Source organism: Synechococcales cyanobacterium T60_A2020_003 (assembly GCA_015272205.1).
In the GTDB taxonomy this organism is placed as follows: domain Bacteria; phylum Cyanobacteriota; class Cyanobacteriia; order RECH01; family RECH01; genus JACYMB01.
In genome coordinates this window covers 1-18,767 of record JACYMB010000128.1, presented here as the reverse complement: position 1 = coordinate 18,767, position 18,767 = coordinate 1, and the positions used below count along the sequence as shown (strand labels likewise).

Sequence of the window (18,767 nt, the reverse complement as noted above, 5' to 3'; positions counted from 1 at the left end):
CTCCCATAAACCCAAAACCCTCTCTTATTTGAATCATGCAACAAAGCCACGGTCACGGCTGATGAAGATGCCACGACTCAACGAGCAGCGATTATCTACAACTCCAGCAACGGTAAGGTGTTCTACAACTCTGATGGCAGTACAGTAGGATTCGGCAGTGGAGGACAGTTTGCAACGGTAACCAACGCTCCTTCCTTAACGGCTGACAACTTCGAAATCGCTATCTAGCCCGCTAGTCTTTAACCTGCAAAATAGGCAGGGAGGTTATCCCTGCCTATCTCTGTTGTCGTCGAAGGTTAGAACTGATTAACCCATCAAAATGACGTTATCAATCACATGGATAATACCGTTGTCTGCCTCCACATCGGGCATTACCACCGTTGCGTTTTTTACCTCAAAGACATCATCAGTGACATTGAGGCGAATATCTGCCCCTTCCACAGAGGTTAGCGAGTCTAACTTCGATAAGTCCTCACGAGTATACTTCCCGGATACCACATGAAACTTCAGAATGCGGGCAAGTTGGGGGGGATTCTGCACTAGGGTTTGCACCGTTCCAGGAGGGAGCTTTGCAAAGGCAGCATCGACAGGCGCAAAGACCGTAAATGGCCCTGGAGATTTAAGGACATCTACGAGGCTTGCGGCCTGCACGGCTGCCACCAAGGTGCTAAACGCCTCATTACTTACTGCAATATCAACAATGTCTGGCATAGCGATCTAAATCCTGAAGTAGCGATGATTAACGTAGGGCGGGCATCGCCCGCCGAATAAACCGAGGACTCTAACTAACGATAATCCTGACTTTGAATATCGCTGAGACGAGCCTCTGGACGCAGGAACCGATCCATCTGAGCCTCGTAGAACTTGCGGTTCGCCATCAAATGCTCAGGATTCGTGTCATCTAAGGGATAGAGTAAGGCCGTCCGCAATGCCTGGATAACGGCTGACGTCACGTTATACATCGATCGCTGGAAGGTAATCCCCAACTGGATCAACATATCGTCCTCACCCCGGCAATGCTTCTGGTAATACTCCAGGAGATAGGGAGGCAAGAAGTGGAGCATATCCTGCATCAGCAGTGTGGGTGGAATGCCAGCGCTACCTACCGGGAACACATCGGCGTAGAGAATGCCGTAGTGGAAGTCTTTCTGATCATCGGGAACTTGACCTGCCTGGGCGTTGTAGGACTTGGTGCCTCGGAAGGGGGCGGTACGGTAGAAGACTGCTTCTACATAAGGTAATGCAGCATCATAGAGCCACATAAACCCTTTGTCTTTGGGGATAATTTCAAAGCATTCCCCATCGATGTAGACGTGGTGATAGATGGGGCGTCCGGCGATCGCAAAAATTCCATTGATCAGGAAATTCATTGCATCGGGTACGCCTTTAAATCCACCCTCGTCGTAGATATCCGACATCTCGAAAAAGACGGGTGTCATTACTTCCCAGAATAACCCCAGATTGGAGTAGTAGGAGAGCATTTTCACCTGTTCGATGAACATATCGGGGAATAGCTTGTATAGCCCCAACATCAGCGGATTCTTCTTGAAGTAGGCTTTGATGGCGCGATCGCAATTCTGGCGATACTCATCCGTTTCCAGGAACGCATCAAACCGATTGTGAGGCGCATACATCTTCCGGTGCCACAACATTGCCTGCATACAGGCTTCAGCAAATTCCATGTTGATGCGATCGTGCCAGAGGTGGTGAACCAGCTTCGGCAACTTACGCTTCAGCTCTCCCTTTTCCATGAACTCTAGCAATTCCGGGTGAGCGGTGGCTTCTCCGCGCCAAATGCGGAGGTCAGCTGTATCGCCAGCATAGTGGTTGTGCAAGTCCAGGTATTCTTGGGGCAGGAAATATTTAAAGGCCGGAATTGGATTCAAAAAGACCCGTTCGGCAATGTAGAGCAGATCGCGCCAGTAGAAGTCCATCGGCACCGCATAGGCTTTGTAGATGCCGATGATCTGCATTAGATTCTCTGGCGTATCGGGCAGCATCGATCCGCCCGCCTCTAGGCGATGAATAATGTCGGCATAGGGATGCTGAGAGGGGGGAATGATTGTGGAAGGAGCCGGAATTGCAGTTACCATGGCTGTAGTTTTCTCCGTAGATCAACAACAAAGGTTAGCATGTTCGATGAAAAGGCAGAAGATTCGTCCGATTGCGATTTGTGTCATGCGTCAGGGCGATCGCATCTTGGTGTCTGAGGGATACGAACCCTTTAGGCAGGAGGTCTATTATCGACCAGTGGGAGGAGGCATCGACTTTGGGGAATCCAGCCGGGAGGCGGTGATTCAGGAGGTTTGGGAGGAACTAGAGGTCAACATTGAAGAACCTATTCTGCTAGGAGTGTTAGAAAATCTCTTTGTCTCCGAGGGGGAACCAAAACACGAAATCGTTTTTGTCTACGATGCTGTATTTTGCGATCGCACCCTCTATGCTCAACCTGTGCTCAAGGGCATCGAAGGCGATACTCCCTTTGAAGCCAGATGGCTTTCTAAAGACCAAGTGCAGACGGGCGCAACCAGTAGAGATGGAATTTGAGTCAACATGGGTTGGGTCGTCCACAACGATGATTCCACCGTAGCTAATCTGAGCTGAGCGATCGCCCTTGCCTGTGCCATTTTGATGCTCCTGCTTCCTAAAGGCGATTTGCGGCAACCTGCGTGGTTACCGGAGGCACTGCCGCCACCATCGCTGTCGTCGTAGACTCACTCCAGCGCACCAACCAAGTGGGTTGTACGCCCAAAAAGAAAATGAGACCCGCCAGGATCAGCGCTGGAACCTTCTCTGCAAGCTTCACCGATGGATAGTAGGCCAGCTTGTTGTCCAATTTGCCGAAGCAAACACGGTTCAACAGAATCACGAAATAGACGGCTGTGAGTCCGGTGCCAATCACCGCCAACAACGTGGGAATGGGGAACGTAGCATAGCTTCCCTGGAACACCAGAAACTCTGCGACGAACCCGGCTAATCCGGGAATGCCTGCACTTGCCATCGCGCCAACAATCAACAGCGCACTGACCGCAGGCAAGCCGCGAATCGGGTTCAGTAATCCGTTTAATACGTCTAGTTCCCGCGTACCCGCTTTGGTTTCAATTAAGCCCACGAGCAGGAACAGCAGTGCCAAGATCAATCCATGCGCCACCATTTGCGAAACAGCACCGATAACGCTGAGGGTGGTCAAGGCCGCCCCACCAAGCAGGATGTAACCCATGTGCCCGACTGAACTGTAGGCCACCATGCGCTTGATGTCCTTTTGGGCGATCGCCGCCATTGCGCCATAGAGGATGCTAACGGATGCCCAAATCGCCAGGATGGGTGAAATTTGTGCCCACGCTTCGGGGAATAGTCCCAAACCGAACCGGAAAATACCGTAGGCACCCAGTTTTGCTAGCACGCTACCCAGAAGAATTGCCACCGGAGTCGATGCGGCCACGTAGGTATCGGGCAACCAGGTGTGAAAGGGAACGAGGGGGATCTTGATGCCAAAGCCGACGATCAACCCGCCCAACAGGAGAAGCTGCAAGCCCATCGGCAGGGTTTGCCCCATCAGGGCGGTGTAGTTGAAAGAGCTAGACCCCGTGAACCAAATCATTCCCAGGAACGACGCCAGAATCAAAATTCCTGAAAACGCTGTGTAAATCAGGAACTTGGTGGCCGCATAGTTGCGGCGATCGCCGCCCCAGATTGAAATCAGCAGATAAAAAGGCACTAGCTCCAATTCATAGAACAAGAAGAAGAGGAGGAGGTTTTGCGCCAAGAATGCTCCAGCCACGCCGCCGGACACAAGCAGCACCATCGAGTAGAACAAGCGAGGACGCTCGATGGTGTGAGAGGTGCTGTACAGTGCAACCCACGTCAGCAAACTATTGAGCGCAACCAAAACTAGGGATAGACCATCCATACCCAGTTGATAATCCAATCCCAACGCAGGCAGCCAAGGCAGATGTTCCTCAAACTGGAAGAGCGGCTGACTGAGATCAAAGTGGATCATCAACCAAATCGTCCAGAGTAACGTCAGAGCGGCGATCGCCATACTGATCAGACGCAGGCGAGCTGCTGATACCGACTGGGGCATAAGCCCGATTCCAAGTGCGCCCACAATGGGCAAAGCAATTAAGAGGCTGAGCATAGAAGGTGCCTATCGATGAACAGCAAGGTCATAAAGATTGTGTCTTAGGAGAATCCCCGTTGTGCCAAGGGGCGATCGCGTCGTCCTAAGGAGCCGCAAGCAACGGGGACTCAGAGAGAAAAGGAATACTCACCATGGCCAAGATGACCGATAAACCGACCGCAATCGTAAAGACGTAGAACTGAGCTTTTCCGGTGTTGTTGTACTTCAGCGCCTCGCCGCTAAAGAGCGATGCCAAGCCGACGAAGTTTACAAATCCATCGACAAAATAGCGATCGCACCAGTCAATAATCCGAGACAGGATATCTACACCACCCACCACCGTAGACCGATAGATTCGGGGGGTGTAGAAATCGTAGGCCAGCAAATTTTGGAACGTCGGTACTGGAATTTGCACAGGCTTGGGAACCGAAGGACTTAGGTAGACATACGCCCCTACGGCTGCCCCCAACAGAGTTGACCAAACCAACAGCGTTCCCGCAACGGAACTCAGCACCGTCCAGTCGGGCAACAGTCCCAAGGAATTGAGAATCAGAGGTAAGTGCAAAGCAAATCCGACTAGCAGTGTCATCGGCATCACCACCAGCCAAAGGGGTTCAGGCGATCGCTCGGTCATTTGCTGAGGCTTGCCTCCAAACGTCAGACCAAACACCCGTGCTAGTTGAAACGCTGTCAAGCCGTTAACCACTAACACAATCCCCATCAAGGCTCTACTGCTTGACCACAGACTATCCACTAACGGATACAGTCCCCAAAATCCGCCCAAGGGAGGGAAGGCGACCAAGCTCGCTGCACCGACTAAAAAGCTGATTCCCGTAATCGGGCGAATTTTCCACAGACCACCCAACTGAGTCAAGTCTTGGGTAATGCAGTTGAGAACGATCGCGCCTGTAGACATCACCAAAAGCGCCATTGACAGGGCATAGGGCAGCAACAAAAAGAGCGCAATACCAGGGTAACCCGCACCAACCGCAATAAATACTAACCCCATGTAAGCGCTAACGAGGTACGAAAGTGATCGCTTAATGTCAATTTGGGCGATCGCAATCAAAACACCACCCAATGCGGTCAAGGCTCCAATGGCGATCGTGGCAGACATCACAAAAGGAGATAAGGCCAGCACAGGTTCCAATTTGACTAATACCCATGCCCCAGTCACGACAACCACAGAATTTCGCAGAACAGTACTAGGCACCGGACCTTCCATGGCCTCATCCAACCACAGGTGCAGCGGAAACTGAGCGCATTTCCCCATCGGGCCTGCAATCAACGCCAGTCCAACCAACGCCATGACGGTTGGGTTCACGTCTGCGGTAGCAGCCCAGATTGCCAAGTCATCAAAATTCCAGGTTCCGGCAAGGGGATATAACGCTAGAACCCCCATCAGCAAAAACAAATCCCCAATTCGCTTGGTCAAGAAAGCATCGCGTGCGCCAGTCACCACGAGCGGTTGATTGAACCAAATGCCGATCAGCAAATAGGTTCCCAAGGTCAAAACCTCAAGGATCATATAGCTAAAGAACAGCGAATTACACAGCACCAGAGCCGTCATCCCCGCTTCAAACATCGCCAACAGCGAGAATAGGCGTGCCCAGCCCCAATCCATTTCCAAATAACCAATGGCATAGATTTGTGCTAGTAAATTCAAGACTGTAACGACGATACAGGCGGCTAGCGTAACGCTAGACACCTCAATCGGGATCGACAGATTTAGATTCGCAACCTGTAACCAGGAAATGACCTGTGTTTGTGCAGGCTGATTCCAAAGAGACGGAAAGGCCAACACAGCATGGATTAAGGCAAGAAACGTTGTTACAAAATTGACATAACCCGCAGGTCTAGGCCCTGTCCGGCGAATAATCGACGGAAACCATAATGCCGATAGGAGCATTCCGATTAACGGATAGCATGGAATGAGCCATGCAGTCTGTGCAAAAAGCAGATTCATGGTATACCCAGCAATAAAATGGACGCTAAAGCCTGGACGTTGATAGCGACACAAAAACCAACACCCCAAGGTGGTGTAATCGACCACCGACGACGGGTTAATCTATCAAGAACTAGATTTGCATCACTAAAAGCCTATACGTAATAGATTAACCTTTAAAGGGCATCTACGTGAGTCTGGGTTAGCTAAAATTTCTGATTACTGCTCAAGAAATTTCTTATCAAACGCACGGAATGGTAGCTGTGAATTGCCTGTATCGCTTACTGGCAAAAGGTTTTGAGGTCTTATGCAGTGAGCAATTGGCTGCTCACTGAGCTAAAATTTTTGCTGATATCAGCACGCTGTCCTGAGTATCTACTACACCAAGCCCTAGATTTTGAAAGAAGTTGTGGAAAACTTACAGGGCTGTGGAAAACTTATGAGGCTGTGGAAAACTTTCGATGGACTGTGGAAAAGTTGGAGCTAGTTTATAAAGTAAATCTTAAGCCGCTGTTAAACGTCGAAGCATTAAGCACATTAAGGAGTCATAAATCATACGGAATCCTGCTATAGGGTGACACTGAACCCCGGCGTCTGACGGCACCTCCCCTACCCTACGGGAATCCGCCTCGCGTCTAGAGCAAGGGAAAGTTGGGAGGGGGCTCTGAAATAGTGCTACTTTGCGAGTCGGATTCAATATCATCGCTTCACTCACCTCTGAATACACCTCATGGTCTTTGCTTAGCCATCGAAATCGATTCAGTCACCCAAACGTTTGCTCGACAATCCACCGCTTCGGCAACACCTCAAAGGTCTCTGACTGCCGCTCAATTACCTCGACCCGCGCAACGCCCAATACAAAGATCTGCGACTTCTCATTTGCGATCCAACGGGTCACTTTGCAACCTACAGCAGATCTGAATGCTCTGTTACGGTTTGTGGAACAAGGGCGATCGCCTGTTTAGAAACCTTTGGAATTTGGTACAGGGGAGCGATCGCCCCCCGCCTTCCGTACCCAAGATCTGCGGCTTCTGGTTAGCCACTCAATAGGTTACAGCACAACCCACAGCAGAAGTCGCAGATCTCACACCCAGAGCGATCACCCTCCGGAGAACTCCCCTGTAACCAGAGCGATCGCCCTCCGGAGAACTCCCCTGTAATAAGATGGAAATGGTTCATTACACTCCCCACTCAATCCTATGCTGCCGTTTCTGCGCTCTGACCTTGCCTACCTTTCCGCCTACGTGCCCCATCCCGGTGGGGGAGATGGTAGTCCAGTGCAGGCTCATACAGGTGCAATCGATCGCCTTGATTCCAACGAAAGTCCCTACGACTTACCTGCGGATCTGAAGGAGAAACTTGGCTGGCAGTTTCAAAACGAGATTGAATCAAACCGCTATCCTGATGGCCGCCACGCGAGCTTGAAAGACGCGATCGCCCAATATGTCAACGAATCTGCCCCCGTAGATCCAGGTATCACGACCCAACAGATCTCTGTAGGAAACGGATCGGATGAGTTGATTCGGTCGTTGTTGATTGCGACCTGTTTGGGCAACGAAGGCTCTATTTTGGTGGCAACACCAACCTTCTCCATGTACGGCATTCTGGCGCAAACGCTCGGCATTCCAGTGGTTAGCATCGATCGCTCTGACGAAACCTTTGAGCTAGATTTAGACGCGGCTCGAAGTGCGATCGCTGATTCCGAAGAGACGTCTCAAGAGCAAGATATTCCCCCGATTCGGGTGGTGTGCATGGTGCATCCCAACTCACCCACTGGGAACACCATGACCGAGGCGGAACTAAACTGGCTGCGATCGCTCCCCGCCCACATTCTGGTGATCATCGACGAAGCCTATTTTGAATTTAGCCAAACGACTGTTGTTGCGGAGTTAGCACAGCATTCCAACTGGGTCGTGTTGCGAACTTTCTCCAAAGCGTTTCGGTTGGCGTCGTTGCGGGTGGGCTATGCGATCGCCCATCCTGAATTGATTGCGGCATTGGAGAAAGTGCGCTTGCCCTATAACTTGCCGAGTTTTTCCCAAATCGGGGCACTGCTGGTTTTACAACATCGGCAGGCACTCTTGGCCTCGATTCCGCTGTTGCTCCAGGAACGTCAAACTCTGACCGATGCCCTGGTGGCGATGCCGGAACTACGGGTATGGCCGAGTGATGCCAACTTTATCTACGTCCGACGACAGTCTGGAGGTGATGACGGGTTAGAAACGCTGTTTTTGAAGATGAAGGCGCATGGCTCGCTGATTCGCCATACCGGGGGCGGCATTCGCCTCACTGTGGGTACACCGGAGGAAAATCAGCGGTCGCTCTCTCGCCTGCGGACGGTACTCGCTGAATTGGGTTAACTGCACCATTCCGTGGTCCACTCTTGGCTGCCCCGTCCGGGTTGGCAGGTGTATTGCTTGCCGACCCATTGCAGGTTCCAGATGCCTGCATTGGTGGGTTCAAATTCCAGGCGATAGCGCATTCCGCGAATCGAGTCATCCGGCAATCCTGTTTGGGTAAGAGTGACAATCGTTTGATCATTCACCTGCTCGGATTGAACCGTTTGTTCAAAAAAGCCTTCAACGGGTTCCGTGGGGCCAAACATTTGCAGGGCGATCGCCTCTGGATCGGTGCCAACCTGCTCTACGCCCTTAGGGAGGGAATCGAGTGCAACAGCGACATAATCTTGATGTCCGGTCGCCATCTCCGCAATGTTAGGAGTGATGCTTCCAGCCTCTGGTGGCGTAGGAGTCGAGGCGGAAATAGCGCTAGTCGTTGAGATGCTAGAGGTGTCGGAGGGTGGGGCGCAACTGCTTAATCCGGTTCCCAGTGTCAATGCCAGACTTGCGATCACCAAATGAGAAAAAAGTTTCATGATGCAGTGTATTTCTTAAACCTTAGGAACAATCGCCTTTACAACGCCGAACGGGTTCTTGGGAAAGAACAGAGTCTCCCTCTAAAACGGTGAGGCTGGTTGGATCAATTTCATAACGGTAATTACCATTTTCGGCGTAGAATCCAGGGCCAGAGGTGATATAGGCGCGTAGACGAATCCACTCATCGGGCTGGGTACGCTTCACCGCGTAGTAGTCGAGCTGTCGCCAGTCGTCCCGGCCTTCACCCCCTTGGCAGACGTAGATGAGGTGAGTATCGGTCATATACAGACCCATTAAGGGGCCGCCGCCGCCGTCTTTGGGGCAGTGAGTCGCTTGGGCATCAAACGTGAGGGCAACGGGCTTGGGAGCGGCGTTAACGTCGTCCGCCTGCACGGTGTGATTGTCTGACCTAGAGGTGCGGTTCTCTAATGATGAGGGCTCGCGATCGCCCTCCGTCTTTGACTCGTCTATTTGTTGATCGGAACTACTAGACGAGGTGGAGAGATCCGCATCAGCGACCACCGTTGATTCTCCAGAGGAGAGATTGGCCGGAGAGCGAGTGGATATAAAGCTTGCGCCGACACCCAGCCCCAGTCCTAGAGCGGCGGCGATCGCGATCATCGTTGTTCGTTGCATGGTGATAGTCCCATTCCCAAATGAGTGAATAGAGCCTTCTGAAATATTGGGTCAAAGCAGTTTGTTTGATGACGCTGCACGATGCAAGCTCAGCAGAGAGGAGGATCGCAGTGCCTGACGAAGAGTCCGCTACAGCGCATTATGGGGAGACGAGGTAAAGGGTGGAACTGCGCTTACGGTTGCCTGACGATATCGACCGAGATCTCCACCGCCGGAATCGTTCCTCTGTTCTCAAGCCAGTGGGGGGTGTTCCTGTCCTCAGGCCAGCCTACCCCCGGCCCATACTCCGTAGCGACTCCATTGCGATGATCCGTGATCGTTCCTTGGAGAATGTAGACCATGCCCGGTCTATCTACGTGGTCGTGAATCGGGCCGAAGACGCCTCCAGGCTCGATGGTTACCATACGCATGCGAAGCTGTCGTCCTGCCATGCCCTCGATTTCAGAGCCAAGGTCAAGGGCTGATAGCAACTCCACCGTGACACCCTTCGTTTCAGGTGCAGCCTGCTCGTTTTTCATCGTGGTCTCCTTTCTGTACGTTCTGACCGCCTAACCATAAGTTCAGAGAATGCCCATATACCTCTATGACCTTCACTGTACGCCCAAGTTCCAGGGGGGCGATCGCCCAACAGCAGGATTTCCCCCTCACCCAGTTGGATGCTTATCGCCGTATGACGAAACGCAGCCATTAAAAAAGACTCCCGATATCGAGAGTCTCAACCTTGGAAAGCTAAACAGTTGCCTAGTCAGATTTGGCAGAGAGAACCTCTAGCCATTGAATAGGGCTCCAAGGATGCCTGCCTTGACGATTTGCAAAATCACGTAGGCAAATACAGCACCACCCATACCACCCAGCAAAAAGCCCTGGGTAAAATCACTCCAGCCTTCGCTGGTGCCCAACGACTCAGGGGGATTGGGGGTGGTCAAGGTAGCGGTAGGCTTACCAACACCCGTGCTGCTGTATAGAGATAGACAAATCGTCAGAATCAGAACCAGCACCACAGCGGATACAACGCCGACAAAATCCGCAAGCTCAGAGTTGCGGAAGTGGCTACCGTAAGCAAAAGGCCCAAACAGCAGGTAGCCGTGTGCCATGCCTACTTCGAGGCCACGCCGTTGTGCAGACAAACCCGCCCGGTATGCAGGCAGGCTGTTAATAAATGCTTTCGTGAAGCCAGAGGAATTAATCGGAGTAGCGAGGTTCCCTACTTGAGGATCGCCACCCGCGTTCACTACGTCCATTGTCATAGCTGAAATTGGTCTCCAATAGTTAATACATAACGAGTTCAAGATTTAGACGCTTTAGGTAAGAACCGAAGCTCTAAACCCCTGCTGCATCTTCGCGCTCGATGTAAATAAACAAGAGAGCCATTGCTACAGCCGGGAATACGAGTCCCACCATGGGAACCAGAATCGAGGGCAAGTATGACGCCGCCATAAATTTCGTTTCCTATGTACGGTCAACAATCATCACAGTCGAATTTACTGCGGATTAGACATAAATTGCGAAGTGCTAACGATTTTTAACAAAAGTAGCAAAGGGCTGGGGACGTTTTACGGGATAGATCTAAACCCTAAAATTCTCAACTCGTTACCTAGCAAGGGATTAGACCATGGCGTTGTTCTAGGGATTTAGCGATCGCCCCCTCCGCCTCTCTCCGATGAGATGGCGAAATTGAGGCGATGCCAGAGAAAAATTTATGAATCTTAATCTCTTACAATCCCAAATCATCGATTGCCGATGCAGAGATATCCGGGGGAATCACCGCACGATGCACCGAGGTTTTTCGACTCTCGCGCTGGGTCGCCACCTCAACGGCGATCGCCTCAAACTGCACCTCGACGCATCCAAAGGGAACTATGATCTGGAGTCCAGATTCAAGCTGGTCATGACCATTCGGGCCAAAGGTGGTGAGCCAGTAGGGGCCATCGAGAAGCTCCCGCGTTTGCGGATCTTGCACCCAGAGCTTGACGGAGAGACGCGGGTGCAGATTCGGCAACGTCACGGTAATTTGGAGGGGCTGTCCGGCGATCAAAGCTTGACTGCGTAAGGTGAGCTGTGGCGTCGGAATGGGTTGATCATCCGGTATTTTCAACGGTTTGGGGATAGCGGTCGGTTCGGATTGTGCAGGGGCAGCGGCTTCTGAATCGGCAGAGCGATCGCCCTCCTCGTCATCATCGATGACAAATTCCCGGGACGAGAGAGGATCACCCAAATCCCCTGAAAAGTCCACCGTAACGAGTTCCGGTGACGCATGGTTCCCCAGATGCCCATTGGACTCTGCGGGTGTTGCGGGACTGTCTACCGGAGGATAGTGCGATCGCAACCAATTCTGTAATTCCGAATCGGACGCCAACGCGCTGAGGCGTTGTAGGAAGCGGGTTTGCAAATTGAGCGCTTGAAACTCCAAGTCTGTTGAGGAAGGGGGCACCGTTTGGGGAGCCGCGTCTGGGACGACAGGCGTCGGTGTCCATTCGGGCATCTCCGGAGTAGCGACAAAGTCTGGTAAGTGAGGAGCGGCTACGTTTGGAACAGTTTGCAGAGAATCTATCTCAGCATCTTTGTTCATCTCTGCATCTACGGGGATAGCATCGGGCGCATGTTCCTCGACATCACGCTCATCCCTGTCTTCGTTAACCGCGAGGTGTACCCCTTCTTCGAACGGAGCATCTAGAGATTCTGGAGCTTGAGGCTCAACCCCCTCTTCCGCGACCAGAGACTCCGAAGCCTGATCGACCCTCTCGAAATTGGGCAGATCTAGCAACCGTCGAGGCGATTCATCGGTGCTAGGCTCTGGTTGGTAGATCTGAGGCGGAATCGGTTCGGTATGGGTGACTTGAAACGACGATTCCCCCTGGGCGATCGCCTCTTGATCGGCAGAGATCAGATTCAGCAGGGTGAGATCCGGCGGTTCCGCTAGGGCAAAGGGAGAAGCCAGATCGTCTAAGTCGCCCAATCCTTCAAAAATCGAGTCATCGGCGATTGCCTGTAGAAGACGTTCCAAATCGGTGGCAACGGTAAACGACTGCTGGGCTAGGGGTTGATTCTCCTGCCCGACTACGGTGAGTTGACCGATTAAGAGATGCGTATCCGCAGACTCCACATCGTCTATATGGTAGGTAAAGGTAAACGGCAGCGCCAACACGTTGACCGCAATGGTGCGATCCAGGCAAACGTCGCCCGTTTGGGGATTCATCAACCGCACCTGAAGCCCCTGAATATAGCCGGACGGGACACGCACCGATTCGGCAGGCTGTTCTGGCGATTCATCGGAGTCATCGGACGATTCTCTTGCAGAGACGCTACGCGACCGATCTGGGAGCAATGTACCCGTCAGTACGAAAGGATGGGACTGCCGCAGGGTATAGCTGTCTTGATCCATCTGCACGCCAACGGGTACAGGCTCCGGTTTTGGCGTGGATTCCTCTAACGGCTCCTCTAACGTAGTCACCCGGTCGGCAACGGGAATGTCAGCAGTCTCTGGAATGGGGGCGGGCGCGGGTGCAGGAGCGGTCGATGCAGCGACCACAGCGGGTTCCTCAGGTACTTCTGAAGCCGAGTCAGCGCTGAGTTCCTGCTCTAGCTCATGAATCCAGTCGTCTTCTAAGCCCGATTCCTTAGGCTGTACATGGAGCTGAACCGTATGCGACCAAGCCTGTCCCATCATTTCTGCCATGAGATCGCTAGCGCAACGCAGTTCCCACTGTCCCGGTTGGAGCCAGGTGAAGGGGAGAACAACGATCAGGCCGTCTTGATTCGTTTTTGAGGTGCGCTTTTGGATCCGAGGTTTGGGCTGACCCTCCGGCTCTGCATCTGCTTGATGGATGATGCGGACTTCGACAGGGGTATTAACCCGGTTTGATCGGGCGACAACACGATATCGTCCTTCCAAAATTTCGACGGTCGGTACCTCTAGCGGTAGCCATGAGCGATCGCCTTCTTGCTGTAACAAAAACTCCCAATATGCCATTGCAAACCCCTGTTCGGAGAGTATGGAAATGCCGAAACCTAGACCGCAGCAAAATTAGTTTAACGGACAAACCCAAAACTACTCCGCGTCATTCCCCTAATTTTTACGATTGGCAATGGCAAAGCATCCTCGTTGAGGTCAAACTCCCCCCTTGATACTCCCCGTGCGAACAGCGCAGCTAGCGCTATACAATGAACATCGTGTGCTGAATCAGCAGACGTACCACCAACTGACGCATGGGTTCACGATTGTGGGATTTAAGATTGGGTTACTCGGATTGGGAACAGTGGGCACAGGGACGGTGCAAATTTTGCTCGATCCGGGGCAGCGACATCCGCTGGTCAGCGAATTAGACATCTATCGCGTTGGGGTGCGATCGCTCGATAAGCCACGCACGGTCGATCTGCCTGCCGATTGTTTCACCACGGATCTAGAGAGTATCGTGACCGATCCAGCCGTGGATATTGTGGTGGAACTCATTGGGGGCTTGGAGCCTGCTCGGTCGTTAATTCTGAGGGCGATCGCCCACAAGAAACACGTCGTCACAGCCAACAAAGCCGTAATCGCCCGCTATGGCGACGAGATCTTTACCGCTGCCGAAAAGGCAGGCGTCTACGTGTTGCTGGAAGCGGCAGTGGGAGGCGGCATTCCGGTGATTGAACCCCTCAAGCAATCCCTATCCGCCAATCGCATTCATTCCATTACCGGGATTGTGAACGGCACTACCAACTACATCCTGACCCGCATGCAGGAGGAAGGAGCCGACTTTGCCGATGTGCTGGCTGATGCGCAGCGCTTGGGGTATGCCGAAGCCGACCCCACGGCAGATGTGGATGGACTGGATGCGGCGGATAAAATCGCGATCCTGGCGTCCCTGGCCTTTGGGGGACGGGTCAAACTGGCCGATGTCCATTGCGAAGGAATTCGAACGGTGACGGCATCGGACATTACCTACGCCGATAAGTTGGGATTTACGATCAAACTGTTGGCGATCGCCAAACGCGAAAACTCAACCACCGACTCCACCGCCGACAAGTTTCAAGAACCTGATCATCTGCAAATTCGGGTTCATCCGACCTTGGTGCCCAAGCATCATCCCCTCGCCAGTGTCAACCAGGTCTACAACGCCATCCTGATTGAAGGTGATCCGGTGGGACAGGTGATGTTCTTTGGCCCCGGAGCCGGATCGGGGCCAACGGCGAGTGCGGTGGTTTCCGATGTGCTGAACATTGCGGCCATCCTCACCGTGGATCGCGGCTCTAGCGTTGCCCCCCAGGATAAACCCCTCGATCCGCTCTTGGCCTGCTCCCATCAGCACTACTGCACCGTCACGCCGATGACCGAGCTGTCCACCCGCTTCTATGCCCGTGTGATTGCCAAAGATCGCCCAGGGGTGATCGGTAAATTGGGCACTTGCTTTGGGGATCACAATGTCAGCTTAGAATCGGTTGTGCAGATTGATCGCCAGGATGAGCGTGCCGAAATTGTGGTGATTACCCACGACGTACGCGAAGGTGATTTTAACCAAGCCTTAGCGGAAATTCGCAGCTACGAGTCGATTGAGGCGATCGCCAGCGTCCTTCGAGTCTTATAGTCGCGGATGTCCAGAACGTCACTCCCGGCAGGATTACCAACGCTAATGCTTAGGTTACAAGATCTGTATACCTTGCAGCCTTAGGTATTAAATGAAAGTGATAGTCGTTGATGCACCCTGTGTTCGTCCCTCTTGCTCGTGTCTTTTCTGCGTGTTGGTCGTCGCTTAATCATGCAGCCTATAGTCAGCATTGCGTGTTGGCTAGGTGGCATGCCAACGCCTAAAACCTTAAGGGCACAACTTCAAGAGCAATCGCTACATCTGCAACTGCTAGACCAGCAGCAGCACATGCTGAATCGTGTCATTAGCAAAATTCGAGCCTCCCTGGATCTGGAAACGATTTTTCGGACGGCAGCCAAGGAAACCTGTAAGTTACTCCAAGTTGAACGAGTCGCCGTCTACCGTTTTTGTGACGATTGGGGAGGCGAGTTCGTCAGCGAGTTTGAACTTGCAGAGCCCGGTTGGAACGCCCTTGAAGCGCTGGGCAAGAAAACGGTCTGGAACGACTCCTACCTGCAAGAACACCAAGGCGGACGCTATCGCGATAACCAGCCCCTCGTAGTGACGGATGTTTATCAAGCTGACTTGTCTCAATGCCACCTCGATATCCTGGCGCAATTTCACATTCGAGCCTACGCAACGGTTCCAATCTTCATTGGGCAGCGGTTGTGGGGCGTACTGGCCGCCTATCAGCATTCCAAACCCTACGAATGGCAAGACACCCAAGTGCAATTTCTCATGCAGGTTGCGGCGCACCTTGGGGTTGCAGTGAAGCAGGCGGAACTGTTGGCACAGGCAGAACAAAAGGCCGAAGAGTTGCAGATGGTCCAGGTTGCCCAGGCTGCGCAGTCGGTGGTGAAGCGTCCGAGTGATCTGTTAGCCCGTTATGGGGGTGAGGAATTTGCGGTGATTCTGCCGGATACGGATCAAGCGGGTGCGACGCAGATTGCCCAGGAGATTCAACAGGCGATCGCCGATCTCAAGATCCTGCATAGGAATTTAGGCGGTGAACAACGCTTCGTCACCATTAGCTTGGGCGTTGCTAGCACGATTCCGTCTAAGGGCATGTCGATGATGACACTGATTGATGAGGCAGATAAGGCGTTATACCAGGCCAAGGAGCAGGGGCGGAATCGAGTTGTGTGCCAACCGTTGCTTTAGGGAGAGCGGTTTTAGAGCGATCGCCCCACCAAAATGTCCTAACCGATATGGCTAGCGCTATATCAAAGGAATAATTATCCTTTAGGACAGTTGGTCGATGTTTTCGTAGAGGGTTTCGATGGCGCATGGGAGGTCAATGCTGACAAACTCGATCGTGTCACCCGTTCGATATATGCGAGGCATCCACAAGCTATCGGCTTTACGCTGAAACTGTTCAACCAAGATTTGTTTCTGATGAATCAAAATATATTCCTGTAGTTCTGGAATTGTTTTGTAGTCGGAAAATTTGTCGCCACGGTCAAAGGCTTCGGTAGAGTCAGATAGGACTTCGACAATCAGTTTGGGATGCAAGATATAGTCTTCATTGGAAGCACGATCCCGCTCATCGCAGGTTACGGACAAGTCGGAATAATAGAAAATATTTAGGGCTGGAAGGCGGACTTTCATATCGGCAGCGTAGGAAATACAGCCTGTACCGCGTAGATGATTAACAAACTGAGCCGAAAGGTTTCCGGTAATAATGACATGAGCTTTACTGGCTCCCGCCATCGCAATCATCTGACCTTGCAGATATTCATGTTTGATGGGGCTAATGCGTTCAATGGCTAAGTATTCGTCTGGTGTGAAATAGGCATGCCGGCTACCCATAGTCATAGTTGTGGCTTCACTCCAGTACGCTCCCTTGATCTTAAGGATAGGCGATCGCCCCTTCTTAATCCAAACGGCGATCGCTCTCTCTTCTCTAAAAGATTTGCCTCAACAACTCATCACGATCGATCTCAAAGTGATTGGCTACGTCTTTTAGGATTGCGTTGAGGGTTCCGGGCTTAATAGGGTTGTGGTTCGGAACTGTGATGTGATGTACTCCGTTTTCCTGCGTTGTTGCTCGAATATGACTGCCTGTTTGTCGAGTAACCGTATACCCTAGAACTTCCAGAGCTTTGATAAGTTGCGAGCCCGTTAAGTCCCTTGGCAACTGCATGAAGCGATGACCTCATCTCGCACAATATGCAGTCGAATTAGCTTAGGGCGTTCATGATCTTCAAAGTGACATTGCACAGCATCTCTCACCATTTCCCGCAGGTCTTCCAGAGTTTCACCCTGCGTAAAAATAGACTCCCCAATTGCTCTTGCTACATATCCGCCTTCGGGATCCTCTTCGACTAGGAATATGATTTCTGTGGTTTGTGTTTGAGTCATGGTTTTTCCCTTTGCATGGTCTATAGTATCGAGTATCTATTGAAGAATTTCCATTGTCTTGAAGCTGGTGGAGTAACGGTACTGGCGCAGGATCTACAGTCTAGCGATCGCTCCCTCCTAATCCAAAAGGCGATCGCTCCTGATTCTCCACAAAAGGCGTTGGCGAAGCCTCTGCAAAGCAGAATCGCTCCTATTTGGGGCATAGATCCCCGACTTCTTCTGCGCTGCCTAACAGGATCATCTCGCTTTTGAAAAGAAGTCGGGGATCTTGGAAGGGGCGATTGCTCCTGATTCTCCACTAAGGGCGATCGCTCCTATCTTCTCCATACATCCTTTTCCGCCATCAAAGGCGATCGCCCTAAAATAGAGGAACTAGCTTAAGTAGAAGTTTCCTATGAGTATTAGCCTCACCCCCAATCAAGAGCGCTTTATCCAAACCAAACTTCAAACTGGAAAGTACCAATCTGCTGAAGAGGTTTTAGAACTTGCCCTGCAACTTCTAGAAGAATACGAACGCTCTGAGGCAGACTGGGTTGAGGCCGTTCGAGTCAAGATTGATGCGGCAATGGATACCTCCCACCACACCCCTCCAATAGACGGTGAAATCTTTGTGAATCGCATTTTAGAACGGTTTCAGCCAACAGATCAGGCATGAGTCGCTATGTTATCAACGTTCTTGCCAGCCAAGACTTAAACGAAATTGCCGACTATTTCGCAGAAACAAGCCTTGAAGCAGGCGAACGCTTTTTCCTAACCTTTGCTCAAAAATGCCGACAGCTTGTTGCATTTCCTAACAGTGGAAAGAGCTATGCGTACATCCGTCCAGGTCTACGAGGATTGTCAATAGACGGCTACATTATTTTCTACAGAGTTCTGGACGATGGGATCGAAATTCTCCGAGTTCTAAGCGGTCGTCGCGACTTTCCAACTCTCTTTGAAGATTCAAATTAGCGCGATCGCCCCTTCTTCATCTAAATCAGCGATCGCTCCTGATTCTCCACAAAGGCCGATCGCCCCTTCTTCATCCAAATCAGTGATCGCTCCTCCCGACTCCAAAAGGCGATCGCACATCTTCTTAAGAAAAGGCGATCCGCCCTACAAGATTGGCGATTGTCTTGAAAGTCAAGTAGGCGGCGTTTCTAGCAGAGGTCTTTCGATCTCACTTGAGATCCTACAATCGTCAAAACGGAATTAATCGAGGTCCCCAGTTGTTTGAACATCAGCAACACATCGATAGCCTTGCGCCCAGCGTTGCTTTTGCGTTC

At 51.9% G+C, this 18,767-nt stretch carries 20 protein-coding genes and 1 pseudogene; 7 read left to right on the top strand and 14 right to left on the bottom strand.

The window, feature by feature from the left end; translation table 11 throughout:
- Window positions 1-306: 306 nt before the first annotated feature.
- Together IGR76_06730 and IGR76_06725 are read right to left on the bottom strand one after the other, a co-directional pair.
- On the bottom strand, window positions 307-711 hold the full coding sequence (locus IGR76_06730; GenBank protein ID MBF2078208.1) for a fasciclin domain-containing protein: 405 nt from the start codon (window positions 709-711) through the stop codon (window positions 307-309).
- 74 nt (window positions 712-785) lie between these two features.
- Window positions 786-2,093, bottom strand: coding sequence for a CO2 hydration protein (locus IGR76_06725; protein MBF2078207.1), 1,308 nt, complete (start codon window positions 2,091-2,093; stop codon window positions 786-788).
- A gap of 46 nt (window positions 2,094-2,139) precedes the next feature.
- Between IGR76_06725 and IGR76_06720 the strand changes: the two genes are divergently transcribed.
- A complete protein-coding gene (locus IGR76_06720) occupies window positions 2,140-2,547 on the top strand; it encodes an NUDIX domain-containing protein (protein MBF2078206.1) in 408 nt (135 codons plus the stop codon).
- Window positions 2,548-2,644: 97 nt separating this feature from the next.
- On the opposite strand, the gene IGR76_06715 is transcribed toward IGR76_06720, so the two are convergent.
- The 3 genes and pseudogenes from IGR76_06715 to IGR76_06705 form a co-directional block, all read right to left on the bottom strand.
- Window positions 2,645-4,138 carry an NADH-quinone oxidoreductase subunit M gene (locus IGR76_06715; GenBank protein MBF2078205.1) on the bottom strand — a complete coding sequence of 498 codons (1,494 nt, stop codon included), beginning with the start codon at window positions 4,136-4,138 and terminating at the stop codon, window positions 2,645-2,647.
- Window positions 4,139-4,223: 85 nt separating this feature from the next.
- The gene (locus tag IGR76_06710; protein MBF2078204.1) at window positions 4,224-6,086 is read right to left on the bottom strand and encodes an NAD(P)H-quinone oxidoreductase subunit F; all 1,863 of its coding nucleotides are present in this window, start codon (window positions 6,084-6,086) and stop codon (window positions 4,224-4,226) included.
- A gap of 676 nt (window positions 6,087-6,762) precedes the next feature.
- Window positions 6,763-6,909 (bottom strand): annotated as a pseudogene (locus tag IGR76_06705) (IS5/IS1182 family transposase).
- A 355-nt stretch (window positions 6,910-7,264) separates the two neighbouring features.
- Here IGR76_06705 and IGR76_06700 point away from each other — a divergent pair.
- Complete coding sequence (locus tag IGR76_06700; protein ID MBF2078203.1) at window positions 7,265-8,425, top strand: histidinol-phosphate transaminase; 1,161 nt, start codon at window positions 7,265-7,267, stop codon at window positions 8,423-8,425.
- Here the strand turns inward: IGR76_06700 and IGR76_06695 are convergent.
- The 6 genes from IGR76_06695 to IGR76_06670 form a co-directional block, all read right to left on the bottom strand.
- Entirely contained in the window at window positions 8,422-8,940 is a 519-nt protein-coding gene (locus IGR76_06695) for a hypothetical protein (GenBank protein ID MBF2078202.1), read from the bottom strand. The genes IGR76_06700 and IGR76_06695 overlap by 4 nt on opposite strands.
- Before the next feature lie 22 nt (window positions 8,941-8,962).
- Entirely contained in the window at window positions 8,963-9,577 is a 615-nt protein-coding gene (locus tag IGR76_06690; protein MBF2078201.1) for a hypothetical protein, read from the bottom strand.
- A gap of 173 nt (window positions 9,578-9,750) precedes the next feature.
- Entirely contained in the window at window positions 9,751-10,095 is a 345-nt protein-coding gene (locus tag IGR76_06685) for a cupin domain-containing protein (GenBank protein ID MBF2078200.1), read from the bottom strand.
- Window positions 10,096-10,344: 249 nt separating this feature from the next.
- Window positions 10,345-10,824, bottom strand: a complete 480-nt coding sequence (locus IGR76_06680; GenBank protein ID MBF2078199.1) for a photosystem I reaction center protein subunit XI — start codon at window positions 10,822-10,824, stop codon at window positions 10,345-10,347.
- Between the two features lie 73 nt (window positions 10,825-10,897).
- Window positions 10,898-11,014 carry a photosystem I reaction center subunit VIII gene (gene psaI / locus IGR76_06675; GenBank protein MBF2078198.1) on the bottom strand — a complete coding sequence of 39 codons (117 nt, stop codon included), beginning with the start codon at window positions 11,012-11,014 and terminating at the stop codon, window positions 10,898-10,900.
- Between the two features lie 277 nt (window positions 11,015-11,291).
- Window positions 11,292-13,547 carry a hypothetical protein gene (locus IGR76_06670; GenBank protein ID MBF2078197.1) on the bottom strand — a complete coding sequence of 752 codons (2,256 nt, stop codon included), beginning with the start codon at window positions 13,545-13,547 and terminating at the stop codon, window positions 11,292-11,294.
- A 250-nt stretch (window positions 13,548-13,797) separates the two neighbouring features.
- On the opposite strand from IGR76_06670, the gene IGR76_06665 reads away from it, so the two are divergent.
- Entirely contained in the window at window positions 13,798-15,141 is a 1,344-nt protein-coding gene (locus IGR76_06665; GenBank protein ID MBF2078196.1) for a homoserine dehydrogenase, read from the top strand.
- 171 nt (window positions 15,142-15,312) lie between these two features.
- Window positions 15,313-16,302 (top strand): sensor domain-containing diguanylate cyclase, encoded by a 990-nt coding sequence (locus tag IGR76_06660; GenBank protein MBF2078195.1) that lies wholly within the window; start codon window positions 15,313-15,315, stop codon window positions 16,300-16,302.
- Window positions 16,303-16,383: 81 nt separating this feature from the next.
- On the opposite strand, the gene IGR76_06655 is transcribed toward IGR76_06660, so the two are convergent.
- Window positions 16,384-16,956, bottom strand: a complete 573-nt coding sequence (locus tag IGR76_06655; protein ID MBF2078194.1) for a Uma2 family endonuclease — start codon at window positions 16,954-16,956, stop codon at window positions 16,384-16,386.
- A 4-nt stretch (window positions 16,957-16,960) separates the two neighbouring features.
- On the opposite strand from IGR76_06655, the gene IGR76_06650 reads away from it, so the two are divergent.
- Window positions 16,961-17,107 (top strand): hypothetical protein, encoded by a 147-nt coding sequence (locus IGR76_06650; GenBank protein MBF2078193.1) that lies wholly within the window; start codon window positions 16,961-16,963, stop codon window positions 17,105-17,107.
- Here the strand turns inward: IGR76_06650 and IGR76_06645 are convergent.
- Both IGR76_06645 and IGR76_06640 read right to left on the bottom strand, forming a co-directional pair.
- Window positions 17,045-17,284 (bottom strand): type II toxin-antitoxin system HicA family toxin, encoded by a 240-nt coding sequence (locus IGR76_06645; protein ID MBF2078192.1) that lies wholly within the window; start codon window positions 17,282-17,284, stop codon window positions 17,045-17,047. The two genes, IGR76_06650 and IGR76_06645, sit on opposite strands and share 63 nt — an antisense overlap.
- Window positions 17,263-17,502 carry a 2-oxoisovalerate dehydrogenase gene (locus tag IGR76_06640; GenBank protein MBF2078191.1) on the bottom strand — a complete coding sequence of 80 codons (240 nt, stop codon included), beginning with the start codon at window positions 17,500-17,502 and terminating at the stop codon, window positions 17,263-17,265. The genes IGR76_06645 and IGR76_06640 overlap by 22 nt, the downstream gene beginning before the upstream one ends.
- A 394-nt stretch (window positions 17,503-17,896) precedes the next feature.
- Between IGR76_06640 and IGR76_06635 the strand changes: the two genes are divergently transcribed.
- Both IGR76_06635 and IGR76_06630 read left to right on the top strand, forming a co-directional pair.
- Window positions 17,897-18,157 (top strand): type II toxin-antitoxin system ParD family antitoxin, encoded by a 261-nt coding sequence (locus IGR76_06635; GenBank protein ID MBF2078190.1) that lies wholly within the window; start codon window positions 17,897-17,899, stop codon window positions 18,155-18,157.
- The gene (locus tag IGR76_06630) at window positions 18,154-18,453 is read left to right on the top strand and encodes a type II toxin-antitoxin system RelE/ParE family toxin (GenBank protein ID MBF2078189.1); all 300 of its coding nucleotides are present in this window, start codon (window positions 18,154-18,156) and stop codon (window positions 18,451-18,453) included. The genes IGR76_06635 and IGR76_06630 overlap by 4 nt, the downstream gene beginning before the upstream one ends.
- Window positions 18,454-18,767: the final 314 nt, after the last annotated feature.